The sequence below is a fragment of the Olsenella sp. An293 genome (genome assembly GCF_002159495.1).
In the GTDB taxonomy this organism is placed as follows: domain Bacteria; phylum Actinomycetota; class Coriobacteriia; order Coriobacteriales; family Atopobiaceae; genus Thermophilibacter.
In genome coordinates this window covers 1-12,609 of sequence record NZ_NFIT01000002.1, presented here as the reverse complement: position 1 = coordinate 12,609, position 12,609 = coordinate 1, and the positions used below count along the sequence as shown (strand labels likewise).

General features: G+C 69.5%; 10 protein-coding genes and 1 other RNA gene. 7 read left to right on the top strand and 4 right to left on the bottom strand.

Annotation, left to right across the window (positions count from 1 at the left end):
• Positions 1–103: 103 nt before the first annotated feature.
• The 3 genes from B5F85_RS01215 (at position 104) to B5F85_RS01205 (ending at position 3,226) form a co-directional block, all read left to right on the top strand.
• Positions 104–1,288: a DUF362 domain-containing protein gene (locus B5F85_RS01215; RefSeq protein ID WP_087313618.1), complete on the top strand. Its 1,185-nt coding sequence runs from the start codon at positions 104–106 to the stop codon at positions 1,286–1,288.
• 64 nt (positions 1,289–1,352) lie between these two features.
• Positions 1,353–2,264: a ribokinase gene (locus B5F85_RS01210; protein WP_087313616.1), complete on the top strand. Its 912-nt coding sequence runs from the start codon at positions 1,353–1,355 to the stop codon at positions 2,262–2,264.
• Positions 2,264–3,226: a nucleoside hydrolase gene (locus tag B5F85_RS01205; RefSeq protein WP_087313614.1), complete on the top strand. Its 963-nt coding sequence runs from the start codon at positions 2,264–2,266 to the stop codon at positions 3,224–3,226. Before B5F85_RS01210 ends, B5F85_RS01205 begins: the two co-directional genes overlap by 1 nt.
• Positions 3,227–3,369: 143 nt before the next feature.
• On the opposite strand, the gene B5F85_RS01200 is transcribed toward B5F85_RS01205, so the two are convergent.
• From B5F85_RS01200 to ade, 4 genes are all read right to left on the bottom strand, one after another.
• Positions 3,370–4,236 (bottom strand): alpha/beta hydrolase-fold protein, encoded by an 867-nt coding sequence (locus tag B5F85_RS01200; RefSeq protein ID WP_087313612.1) that lies wholly within the window; start codon positions 4,234–4,236, stop codon positions 3,370–3,372.
• Between the two features lie 64 nt (positions 4,237–4,300).
• Complete coding sequence (locus tag B5F85_RS01195; RefSeq protein WP_087313610.1) at positions 4,301–5,161, bottom strand: alpha/beta hydrolase-fold protein; 861 nt, start codon at positions 5,159–5,161, stop codon at positions 4,301–4,303.
• A gap of 75 nt (positions 5,162–5,236) precedes the next feature.
• Positions 5,237–5,803: a YcxB family protein gene (locus B5F85_RS10630; protein WP_087313608.1), complete on the bottom strand. Its 567-nt coding sequence runs from the start codon at positions 5,801–5,803 to the stop codon at positions 5,237–5,239.
• A gap of 309 nt (positions 5,804–6,112) precedes the next feature.
• On the bottom strand, positions 6,113–7,927 hold the full coding sequence (ade, locus tag B5F85_RS01185; RefSeq protein ID WP_087313606.1) for an adenine deaminase: 1,815 nt from the start codon (positions 7,925–7,927) through the stop codon (positions 6,113–6,115).
• Positions 7,928–8,014: 87 nt separating this feature from the next.
• Here ade and ffs point away from each other — a divergent pair.
• The 4 genes from ffs to dnaX all read left to right on the top strand — a co-directional run.
• Positions 8,015–8,110, top strand: an RNA gene (gene ffs / locus B5F85_RS01180) — signal recognition particle sRNA small type.
• 247 nt (positions 8,111–8,357) lie between these two features.
• Positions 8,358–8,837 carry a PH domain-containing protein gene (locus tag B5F85_RS01175; RefSeq protein ID WP_087313604.1) on the top strand — a complete coding sequence of 160 codons (480 nt, stop codon included), beginning with the start codon at positions 8,358–8,360 and terminating at the stop codon, positions 8,835–8,837.
• Positions 8,834–10,462, top strand: coding sequence for a PH domain-containing protein (locus tag B5F85_RS01170; protein WP_087313602.1), 1,629 nt, complete (start codon positions 8,834–8,836; stop codon positions 10,460–10,462). The genes B5F85_RS01175 and B5F85_RS01170 overlap by 4 nt, the downstream gene beginning before the upstream one ends.
• Before the next feature lie 245 nt (positions 10,463–10,707).
• Positions 10,708–12,609, top strand: a 1,902-nt coding sequence (gene dnaX, locus B5F85_RS01165; protein WP_143786108.1) for a DNA polymerase III subunit gamma/tau, incomplete at its 3' end; no start/stop codon positions are given.

Here is a 12,609-nt window from a genome sequence, read left to right as displayed (position 1 = left end):
TATAGAGCATGACGGCCGTGCGCGCCGCCGCGCCGCCGCAGCCCTTCTCGCCCGCCTGTCGTAAAATCTCAGGGGAACCAGACGGACCGAGGAGAGGGGCCTCATGGACGCCGCAAAGGTCTACTTCACCAACCTGCGCACCTACGCCAAAGAAAGCCAGCTCGACAAGCTCAGGCGCCTCATCTTGCGCGCAGGCATTGAGCAGATCGACTTCGAGAACAAGTTCGTGGCCATCAAGATCCACTTTGGCGAGCTCGGCAACTTGAGCTTTCTGCGGCCCAACTACGCGCGCGTCGTCGCCGACGTGGTCAAGGAGCTCGGCGGCAAGCCCTTCCTCACGGACTGCAACACCCTCTACGTGGGCAGCCGCAAAAATGCGCTCGAGCACATCGACTGCGCGTACCAAAACGGCTTCACGCCCTACGCCACCGGCTGTCAGGTGATTATCGCGGACGGCCTCAAGGGCACCGACGAGACGCTCGTACCCGTGAAAAACGGCGAGTACGTGAAGGAGGCCAAGATCGGCCACGCCCTCATGGACGCGGACATCGTGATCTCGCTCACGCACTTCAAGGGCCACGAGCAGGCGGGCTTTGGCGGCGCCATGAAAAACCTCGGCATGGGCGGCGGCTCGCGCGCGGGCAAGATGGAGCAGCACGCCGCCGGCAAGCCCCTCGTGCGCACCGAGAAGTGCATCGGCTGCCGCGCTTGCGAGCGCATCTGCGCGCACGGGGCCGTGAGCTTTGATGCCGCGCGCGAGCGCGAGCTCAAGAGCGGCAAGGTGGTCACCGTGCCCGTGGCGAGCATCGACCACGACCGCTGCGTGGGCTGCGGCCGCTGCATCGGCGCCTGCAACCAGGACGCCGTCGTGGCGGGCTCCGACTCCGCGGTCGACGAGCTCAACTGCAAGATCGCCGAGTACGCGCAGGCCGTCGTGCAGGACCGCCCGAGCTTTCACGTCTCCATCGCCACCGACATCAGCCCCAACTGCGACTGCCACGCCGAGAACGACACGCCCATCGTGCCCGACCTGGGGATGTTTGCGAGCTTTGACCCCGTGGCCATTGACCAGGCGGCCATCGACATGGTGCTCGCGGCCCCGGAGCTGCCCAACTCCGAGCTCACCGACATGCGCGCCCGCCTCGAGGCCGCTGGCGGCATCCCGGAGCGCTGCCAGCACGACCACTTCAACCTGACGCATCCGGACACCAACTGGCGCTCCATGATCGAGCACGCCGAGAAGATCGGTCTGGGCACGAGCAACTACGAGCTCATCGAGGTCAAGTAGCGAAGGAGCGCGGGGCAGAGACGACCTTCTTTCCCACGCCATCCCCGCCGCGAGGAGGTTTGCCATGCCCAAGGTCATCGTCTTTGGCAGCATGAACATGGACCTGTCCATCGACGCGCCGCGCATGCCGGCCGCCGGGGAGACCCTCGATGGCTCCGGGTTTCTCACCAACGCGGGCGGCAAGGGCGCCAACCAGGCGGTCGCCGCCGTGCGGCTGGGCGCGCCCGTGCACATGATTGCCGCGGTGGGCGCAGACGCCTTTGGGGAGGAGCTCGTGGCGGGGCTCGCGGGCGCGGGCGTGGACTGCTCGCGCGTGCGGCGCCTTGCGGGCGTGACCACGGGCGTCGCCGTGATTGTGCGGTGTGCGGGCGAGAACCGCATCGTGCTCGAGGCCGGCGCCAACCACGCGCTGGGGCCCGACGACGTGCTGTCCGAGCTGCGCCGCGTTGCCGAGAAGGGCGACGCCTTCCTCACTCAGGGCGAGTGCGACCCCGAGGCCACATACGCCGCCCTGCGAGCCGCGCATGAGCTGGGGCTCTACACCGTCTTCAACCCGGCGCCGGCGCGCCCCGCCCCGGAGGGGCTCTGGGAGGCCGTCGACCTCGTGTGTCTCAACGAGACGGAGTGCCAGATCGTCTGCGGCGCGCTGCCCGTCGACGACGAGACGTGCCTCGAGGCGGCTCGGCGCCTGCGTGCCCTGGGCGCCCGCGCGGCCGTGATCACGCTCGGCGCGGCGGGCTCCTTCGGGCTCGGCCCCGACGAGGTGCCACTGCGCGTCCCCGCCGCCCCCGCGCCCAGGGTCGTGGACACCACGGGCGCCGGCGACACCTTCATCGGCGCCCTCGTTGCCGGGCACGTGCGCGGGATGACGCTCTCCGAGTCCATGAGCTGGGGCGCCGCGGCCTCCGCTCTGACGGTGAGCCGTCTCGGCGCCCAGCAGGCCATTCCGACCGCAGAAGAAGTGGAGGCGACGTGATGAGCTCACCGCGAACGCTGATTCTCAACCTCGACACCGGCATCGACGACGCCCTCGCCCTGGCCTATGCCCTCGGCAGCCCCGAGGTCGAGCTGGCCGGCGTAGTCGCCGGCTACGGCAACGTCACGGCGGACGTGGCGGCGAGAAACACGCTCGCCCTGCTGCGGCTCCTCGGCCACCCCGAGATTCCCGTCTACCGGGGCGCCGACCGCGCGCTCGCGGCGGAGGCGGCCTTCGAGCCCCCGGCGGGCGTCGTGCGCATCCACGGCGAGAACGGCCTCGGCGGCCAGGAGGTGAGCGGCTGGTGCTACGCCGCGCCGCCCTCGGGCGCGGACTTCCTCGCCCGCGCGCTGCGCTCGGCAGCGGACGACCTCCTCTACGTGCCCACCGGCCCTCTGACCGACCTGGCGGGCACTCTCGTGCGCGCCCCGGAGCTCGCGCGGACGCTCCCGCGCGTGACCCTCATGGGCGGCGCGCTTACGGTTCCGGGCAACGTGACCCCGTTTGCGGAGGCCAACATTCACAACGACCCTGAGGCCGCCGACGTCGTCTTGAGCCTGGGCCTGCGTACGCGCGTCATCGGGCTCGACGTCACCTACCAGGTGGTCCTGACGCGCGAGGACACCGCCCTCTGGCGCGAGCTCGGGACGCCTGCCGGCCGCGTCTTCGCCGACATGGCCGACCACTACATCTCCGTCTACGAGAAGAACAACCCGCACCTGGGCGGGTGCGCCCTGCACGACCCGCTCGCCGTGGCGGCCGCCATCGACCCGACGCTCGTGAGCTGCCTATCCACGAACCTTCGCGTCGAGCTCGGCGAGCCCGCGCGCGGCCGCCTGGTCTGCGACCCCGATCGCCTGAGGGATGCCGAGAAGAGCGCGGAGGTCGCCCTCACGGTCGACGCCCCGCGCTTCCTCGACGAGTTCCGCGCCCGCGTGGCGCGTGCCCTCGCCGCGCGCTGACCCCCGGCGGGCTTGACATTTTCGTCAGGCTTGACATTTTCGTCAGGTTATATTGTCAAACGTTCGCAGTTTGACAATATAACCTGACGAAAATGTCAAGCCTGACGAAAATGTCAATCCATCGCCCCGTTTTGGGCGCTCGCCTACTTCTGGGCCTCGGGCGGGCGAGCCTCGGTGAGGGCCGAGTAGTCCACCGACGCCGTCGATGGCTTGAGCGGGCCCGGCGCGTACCAGTCGAGCGCGCAGTCGATCCACGCGTTCCAGAACGGCCACTCGTGCGCGCCGATGTCGGGCTCCCAGTACGTGACGTCAAAGTCGGCGTCGCGCAGCAGCTTCACGAGGTCGCGGTTGTTCTGGCAGAGGTTGTCGTGCAGGCCGCAGGCCGAGTAGAAGCGCGGCTTGGGCAGGTCGGGGTCCTGGCGGAACTTGTCGATGAGGGCCACGTAGTCCTTGTCGGAGCCAATGACCGTGTCGATGTCGCCAAAGAAGCGCTCGTAGTACTTGCGCTTGCGCGGCGAGCGCGACTCCACGGCCTCGAGCACGCGGTCGCGCATGAAGGCGCCCGAGAGGATGATGATGTCGCCAAAGCGGTCCGGGCGCAGGAGCCCGTTGATGAGCGCGGTGTAGGCGCCGATGGAGATGCCCGCGAGCGCCGTGTCCTCGCGCTTGGCCGAGAGCGGGAAGAGGCGGCGCGTGAAGTCCACCAGCTCCTCGCTGATGAACTTCCCGTGCCACTCGTTTATCTCGGGCTTGTTGAGGTAGAGGCCATCCTCGCCGGAGGGCATGACGAGCGCGATGTCGCGCGCCTCGGCCGTCTCGACCACGTGGGTCTTGTCGATCCAGTCGTAGTCGCGCCCAAAGAGGCCGTGGAGCAGGTAGACCGTGCGGTACGGCCCGCGCCGCTTCTTGGCGAGCTTGTTGCCGTCCATCTTGTCGGCCGGGATCACCACGGTGAGCACCACGTTGCGCTCGAGGTAGTGGGAGTAGAAGTCGACTCTGAGCAGTGCCATTCTCGCGTCCCTCCCCGTGGGGTCGGTTGGGCTTGCCTGCGCCCCCGGCCGGGTTGTGGGCGCCCTAGCGCACGAGCCAGTTGAGGGCCTCGGGCAGGGCGGCGTTCCAGAACTCCCAGTCGTGGCCGCCGTTCATCTCATGATAGGTGACATCGAGCCCGGTGTCGCGCATGCGCCGGGCAAGCACCCGGTTGGGCTCGGCAAGCGGGTCCTGGTTGCCACAGCTCATGAAGATGCGCGGGCGCGGGCGGTCGCAGTAGACGAGGTCGGCCGCCAGGCGCGCCGGGTCCTTGTCAGATCCGCGCACCTCGTCGAGGTTGCCAAAGGTGTGCTCGAGGAAGGGGCGCGAGAGGAAGAACAGGCCGTCGGAGGAGATGATCTGGTCAAAGCTGTCGATGATCATGGCCGAGGAGAGGGCTACGATCGCGCCAAAGGTCTCGCAGTACTTGAGGCCGTTGCGCAGCGCGCCGTAGGCGCCCATCGAGATGCCGCCGATGTAGGTGTCCTCGCGACGGGTCGAGAGCGGAAACATCGTCCGCGCCACCTCGACGAGCTCCTGGCCCACGAAGCGGCCGTAGTAGTTGTGGACCTCGGGCTGGTCCAGGTAGAAGGCGTTGTAGCCGGAGGGCATGACCACGGCCACGCCGCGGCTCTCCGCCCAGTGGCGGATGCGCGTCTCAGAGATCCAGTCGGCGTGGTTGCCGGAGATGCCGTGCAGCAGGAAGAGCGTCTTGAAGGGCGCGCGGCGCGCGGGGTAGGGGTGGGCCTCCCAGGTCTTGAGGTCCTTCTCGAGCGTGCCTCCCTCGCGGCGCATGGCCGAGTCGGTCGCGTAGGCGTCGCCTTGGTCGTCAAACGGGAGGATGACCTCGAGGGTGGTGGTGCGCATGAGCGCGGAGGAGAAGTAGTCGACGCTGATAAGGGCCATGCGGGCCTCCTTGTGCTAGACGAGAAGAACCACGCAAGTATAGCCGAGGACCGCTGGCGCGTTGCGGGAGGGCTCCTACTTGCAATGCTCGTCGAGGATGCGCACGAGCTCGCGGAAGCGACCCTCGGAGAGGGCGCTGCGCGGCACGTAGACGTAGCGCTTGCTTCCAAACCCGGCGACCACAAACTCCGAGGTCGGGTAGACGACGCGCAGGTCGGCGTAGTCAAATCGCACGTCGACGCTGCCGGCGTCCTCGAGGTGGAGCGCGTCGTCGCAGGCGACGACGTGAATGGGGGCCTGGTAGGCGGTGGGGGCCAGCGTGGTGGTGCGCGCGTACTGGACCATCAGCTTGTTCCAGTTGTACTGGACATACATCAAGATGACGGAGACGATGAACAGCGCGATGAGAAGGGCCGAGAGGTCGGGGACAAGAATCGCCGCGGCGACGAGCGCGAGCAGCGACGCGAGGTTGGCGAACACCATCGAGCTCTTGAGCCGCGGGGCGAGCTGCTCGGCGGCGCGCGAGAGCGTGAGCTCGTTGTACTCGAAGGTCGCCGAGACGCGGACGCCCTCGTACTTGCTGTCGTCGAACATGCTCTGCGCGCTCGGCTCGTGGCGGCGCGCGGGGGACTTCTTGGCCATGAGATCTCCTTCGGCTGGCTTACCCGTCACATCCTAGCGCATGCGGGGGACGTGTCCGCGAGTTGTGTTTGCCCGGTGAAAGACGCCGTTCGCCGGAGCGCCAAGGCTAGGGCGCGCGGAATGGGGAATGATACTCGTCGTGCAGGGGGCGACCGCACGACGAAAACCGTCGCGTGCCGTCGCACTGTAGAGCCTAACAGCTTGGCAGCTGCCGAAGTGGGGGCCCGGGGCGCTTGGCGCCGACGGGCCCCTGTCCATGTGCGCGACGGCCTACGGCCAAGCGGGTGGCCCGAATGGGCCGTGGAGACCCTACTCCACGAGCAGGTCCTCCATCTCAAAGGTGAGGCAGTTTACGTAGCCGCGGTTGGTGAGGCGCAGCTCCGGCACGCACGCGAGCGACATCACGCCCATCGTCATGAAGGGCGACGGCATCGTGCAGCCCATCTGCTCCCAGGCCCTTCTCGCCTGCGCGACCTTCTCGGCCACCTGCTCCACGCGCTCCGTGCTCATGAGGCCGCACACGGGCAGCTCAACGAGGGCGAGCACCTGCCCGTCGGCCACGGCGACCTCGCCGCCGCCGCACGCCACGAGCGTGCGCGCCGCGAGCGCCATGTCCTCGTCGTTGTCACCCATCACGAGGAGGTTGTGGGCGTCGTGGGAGACGGTCTGCGCGAGCGCCCCGTGAATCCCAAAGCCCATGACAAAGCCCTGGGCGTGCGTGCCCGCCGCGCCGTGGTGGCGGTCAAAGACGCAGACCTTGAGGATGTCGTGGGCAGGGTCGGCGAGCAGCGCCTCGTCGCGAACGGGTACCTCGACCACGATGTCGCGCGTGAGGGTGTCGCCGGGCTCGATGCCCATCGCGCGGACGCGCGCGGTGCCGTCCTTGCGGCCGGGCACGGCAAAGCGGAAGGTCTCGGCAGTGGGCTCCAGGCCCAGGTCCATGGTGTGGGTCATCCACTCCGGCCACGCGTAGGGCTCGGGCGAGAAGAGCGCGCGGCCGTCCTCTGCCACGACCTCGCCGTCGATGAGGACCATGCGGGCGGCAAAGCCCTCGAGGTCGTCGAGAAGCACGATGTCGGCGCACTTGCCCGGCGTGATCGAGCCGAGGTCGTGCGCGAGGCCAAAGTACTCGGCGCAGTTGATCGTGGCCATCTGGATGGCGGTCACCGGGTCGAGCCCGAGCTCCACCGCCGTGCGCAGGATGCGGTCCATGTGGCCCTCGTCGACGAGGGTGTGCGGGTGGTTGTCGTCGGAGCAGAGCAGGCAGTGGCGCGTGTCCACGCCGCTCTCGATGAGCTGCGGCAGGTAGCCGGGGAGGTTGAGCCAAGCCGACCCCTGACGCAGCTGCACCCACATGCCCAGGCGCAGCTTCGCGAGGACCTCCTCGAAGCTCCCGGACTCGTGGCAGGACGAGACGCCGGCCGCCACGTAGGCGTTGAGCGCGCGGTCGCGGTCGGGCGAGGGGAAGTGCCCCGTGACCACGCGGTCGGCGGCGAGGGTCTCGCGCACCTCGTCGATGGCGTTGGGCTCGCAGGCGAGGATGCCCGGGAAGTTCATCATCTCGCCGAGGGCCACGACGTTGTCCCAGCCCATTGCGTCTTTGATGTCTGCCGCGGTGACCGAGGCGCCGGTGTCCTCGACGCCCGTGACCGCCGGCACGCACGACGGAGGCGTCATCATGGCCTTGAGCGGCACGCGGCGCGCGTCCTCGAACATCGCGCGCACGCCCTCCATGCCGCGCACGTTGCCGACCTCGTGGGGGTCGCAGAAGATCCCCGTGGTCCCGTGCGGCACGACGGCGCGCGCGTACTCCGCCACGCCGATCATGGCGCTCTCCACGTGGATGTGGCTGTCCATGAAGCCGGGCGCGGCAAAAAGTCCCGCGGCGTCGATGACCCGCGTGTCCGCCCCGATGCAGTGCTCCGCCGTGTGCTCGCCCAGCCCGAGGTAGGCCACGCGGCCGCACGCGACGGCGATGTCGACGTCGGGCAGCACCTCGTGCGTGGTCACGCTCACCAGGCTTGCGTGACGGATCACCAGGTCGGCGGGCTTCTCGCCCTGCGCCACTCGGACGAGCTCGTCGTTGCACTCCCAGAGCGGGGACTTGCAGAAGGTGTTGCGCATGGAGGCCTCCTCGGTTGACGTTTTGACAAGGGTACCGCGCGCGTGGCGCGGCGGGGCCAACTTTGCTAGAGTGTTCTGCGAGCGCGTTCGATGGGCTCGGGTGACGCAACACCTCGAACCTGGTCAGGGCCGGGAGGCAGCAGCCATAAGGGGCCTCTGGCGGGCACCCGATCCCATCGAGCGCGCTCTCTTTGTGCCGATTTTCGGTGGCGCGCGGCGACATCGCGCGCCGTCTGGTCGCACGTCCGAAAAATAACGGGCACGAACCCTCCGGAGATTTTTCGCCAACTGGACTTTTGTCACTTGGCCCCCCTCAGACCGGCTTTGGTGCCCGTTAATTTCTGGGGCGGCCGCGTAGCCTTTCATTCTGGGCTTTGACCGGCTCGGGGTCCTGCGTGAAAATTGCCGAGACGCCGTCGAAAGGACCCTCATGACCCAGCTGCCCGCACATCGTCTTGACCCGCGCATGCTGCGCGTGTGGCGGATCTCGGATGTCGTTGGCATCGTGGTGGTGGCAGTGATCGCCCTGGCGGCCTGGTTCATCGTGCGCCACTTTGGCGGCGACGTCTTCTGGGTCTACCTCGTCGCCGGCCTCATCGAGCTCGTCTGCGTCTGCGACCTGCTGATCTCCCCGCCCATCGAGTACGCCACGTGGCGCTACGACGTCACGCCCACCGACGTGGACCTCTACCACGGCGTCTTTGTGAAGAAGCGCGTGCTCGTGCCCCTCGTGCGCGTCCAGCACGTGCAGACCAAGCAGGGCCCCATCCTGCGCGCGCACGGCCTGGCCACGGTGACCGTCTCCACGGCCGGCGAGAGTTTCGAGATCCCGGGCCTCGCGGAGGCGGACGCCAACGAGCTGCGCGACCGCGTGGCGGAGCTCGCGCGCCTCGCCAAGGAGGACGTGTGAGCGGCGCGCCGAACGAGAGGGACAACGCTCCGGCGCCGCTTTCCGGCGTTCGCCGGGCCAATCCGCTCTCGGTGCTCGTCGAGGCGCTCAAGATGGCCTCTGGCCTGGTGACGCTTGCGGCGTTTGGCCTCGCGCCCGACTTCTTTGCCGGTGACCTCGGCTCGCTCGCCAAGCTCGCCCTTGCCGCGGTCGTGATCTTCGCGGCCTGCCTGCTCCCGAGTTTCGCCGTCTGGCGCGCCCGTACCTGGGAGCTTGCGGAGGATGGCCTCCGCGTGTGCTGGGGCTTGGGCTGGGGCCCGTTCAGCCGGCACAGCATCACGCTCCCCTACGACCACATCCACACGGTCTCGATGGGCTCCACCCTCTTCGAGCGCGTGGCGGGTCTCGTGACGCTGGACCTCGACACGGGCGCCGCCTCCGCGGAGGGGGACTCGTCCAAGGTCCACGGGCTGCGCGAGACCGATGCCGAGGCGCTGCGGGCGGAGCTCTTCCGCCGCCGTGGCGTGGCGTCGGTGACGGGCGAGAAGGGCGCGGGCCCCGCGGAGGGCGAGAAGGACGCGGCCGCTCCCGCCCCCGTCGAGGACCGTCCGCTCGCCGTCTTCACGCTCGAGGGCCGCGACCTCCTTCTGGCCGCGGCATCCCAGGTGAGCGCCGGCGGCCAGGCCGTGGCGCTCGTGGTCCTTCTCGTCAACTGGCTCAACAACCTCATCGAGTGGGGCGCGCTCGACCTCGAGGGCGCGGGCGACGAACTCGTCGCCGCGGCGACCCCGGCGCTCGTCCCGCTGGTGGTGGGCTTTGTGGTCGCGGTGCTTTTGCTGGGCGCGGCCGTCTCGTTTGTGGTGAACCTCGTGCGCTACGGCGGCTACCGCGTGGAGCGCCATGCCGACCGCGTGGTCGTGGAGCACGGCCTGCTCACGCGCTCCTCCCGAACGCTCGCGGAGGGCCGAGTCCAGTTCGTGGCCGTCCGCCAGGGCATCATTCGCCAGCTCATCGGCTATGCCGAGGTTAACGCATGGGTGGTCGCGGCCCACGGCGAGACGGGCGGAGAGCCCTCGGGCAGCGTGCTTTTGCACCCGTTCATCCGCATGGGCGAGGTCGACGGCTTTCTCACCGAGATCCTGCCGGACTACGCGGGCGTCCTTGGCCGCGTGGAGCTGGGGCACCTGGGGCCCGTCGCGCGGCGTCGCGCCGTGGTCCGCGCCGCGATCTGGTGGCCGTTTGCCGCCGCGATCAACGCGGGCGCGCTCTGGATCTTTGGGTTCTCGGGCCTGCTCGAGAGCGTCGCGTGGCTGCTGCGGCCCCTGCTCGTGGCCGCCGCCGTCCTGAGCGTGGCGCTGCTCGTTGGCCTCGTTGTCAACGCGTTGCGCGCTTGCCGCTACACGCGCTTTGGCCACACCGCCCGCGAGCTGGTGCTCGTCACCGGCGGTCTCACGCGCCAGACCATAATCGCGCCGCGCGCACGCCTGCAGCGCATGGAGCTCTCCGCCAACCCCTTCCAGCGCCGCGCGGGGGTCGCGAGCCTCTCCGTGCGCACCGCCGCCGGCACCGCGGACGGCCTCGAGCTCCGCGACCTGCCCGCGGACGCCGCCAGCGAGCTCCTCGCGTGGTTTCGCCCCCGCGGCTGACGCGGCACCGTCGCCGCCGGGGCGCCACGGCGCCGGGACGCCTCATTAACATGCACAGTTCCGTTAAGTTTCATATATCCGCAGGTCGGAAAATGACGTTTCCGGAACTGTGCATGTTAGCGCGCCCCGCGCCGCCCCGCCCCGCGCGGCGCCCGCGGCGGGCGAGAAGAACCTGTGACCGTCGGGCGAGCCCGGCCCGGCGCGGGTATACTGGAAGGCCGTAGGTCACGTCGCCGGGAGGCCGCATGGAATCGCTCTACACCAAGTACCGCCCGCAGACCTTTGAGCAGGTCGTGGGGCAGGCCCATGTGGTCGAGACCCTCAAGCGCGCCGTGCTCGAGGGGCGCACCAGCCACGCCTATCTCTTCTGTGGCCCGCGCGGCACCGGCAAGACCACGATGGCGCGCATCCTCGCCAAGGCGCTCATGTGCGAGAGGGGCCCGGCCGCGCTGCCCGACGGCAGCTGCGAGCAGTGCCGTCTCATCGCCGCCGGCGAGCACCCCGACGTCATAGAGCTCGACGCCGCGTCGCGTACCGGCGTGGACAACGTCCGCGAGGAGATCATCAGCCGCGTGAGCTACGCGCCGGCGATGGGCCGCTGCAAGGTCTACATCATCGACGAGGTCCACATGCTCACGACGGCGGCGTTCAACGCGCTGCTCAAGACCCTCGAGGAGCCCCCCGAGCACGTGGTCTTCATCATGTGTACCACCGACCCGCAGAAGATCTTGGCCACGATCCTCTCTCGTGTGCAGCGCTTTGACTTCCATGCCATCGGCAACGACGAGATGCAGGCGCACCTGGCGTTTGTCTGCAAGCAGGAGGGCTTTTCCTACGACGAGGCGGCCCTCGAGCTCGTGGTGCGCCACGCGCGCGGCGGCATGCGCGACGCCCTGACCTCGCTCGAGCAGCTCTCGGTCTTTGGTGCCGGCTCGATCGACGCGGCGGCGGCCGCGGAGTTTCTCGGCGAAGTCTCCGGGTCCGTTTTGGGCAAGGTGTCCCGGGCGATGGCGCATCGTGACGTCGGCGCGCTCTTCGCGGAGGTCGCGGAGCTGGCGGACGCCGGGCGCGACCTGCTGCAGTTCACGCGCGAGCTGGCCGCGCACGTGCGCGACGTCTACGTGGTCGCCGCCGTGCCGAGCGCCGAGGACGTCGTCGCGGCACGCGGCGAGGAGCTCGACGCCCTGCGCGCCGAGGCCGCCGCGTTTGGCTCCGTCGACCGCCTCTCGCGCGTGCTCACGATTCTGGGCGACGCCTCGAGCGAGATGCGCACGGCCACCAACCAGCGCCTCGTTCTCGAGATCGCCCTCACGCGCATCGCCCGGCCGGGCACCGACCTCACCCTCGAGGCCCTCGCCGAGCGCGTGAGCGACCTCGAGCGCCAGGTCGCCATCCTCGCGACTCCCGGCGCCCTCGCAGTCGCCGCCCCCATTATCGAGAAGACCCTCGAGCAGCTGCCCGCATCTCCGGCAATGCCCCAGCCCGAGGCGCCCTCCCAATCCCAGCCCTCGGTTGACGAGCCCGCCCCGGAGAACGCCGCCGAGAAGAGCGCGGCCCCGTCACCGGCCGCCGCGCCCGAGCGGCCGACGACCCCCCAGCCCGAGAAGCCTCCGGTATCGAGCGCCCCCGCCGCCGCGCCGGGCTCCCCCATCGCGAGTCGCGAAGCGAGCGACGAGCGTAGCGAGGAGCGCCGAGCGGATGGGGGAGCCCGGCGCGGCGGCGGGGGCGGCCACACAAACGGCAATCTCCAGCGTCTCTGGAAGCAGGTCGTTGACCAGCTCGTGGCGCAGATGCCGGCGAAGGGGTCGCTGCTCCTCTCGTCCACGGCGGTCTCCGACGACGGCGAGAAGCTCATGGTGTCGCTGCCCAAGGGGTCGCACTTCGCGGCTCGTATGCTGGAGCGTTCCGACGTGCGCTCGAGCGTGGAGCCGGTGATCGTGGCCGCCTTCGGCCCGCGCCAGGTGGTCTACGTGGAGTCGAGCCTCGCCGGGGCAGACATCGCCCGCGCCGAGCGCGCCGCGACGCCTGCGCCCGCTCCGGCCCCCGCGCCCCAGCCGCAGCCGCCGCCGAGGCCGCCGCCGCTGAGGCCGAGAAGACCGCCGCGACCGCCGATGCCGTCACCGCCACCCTCGACCCCGACTCCGACG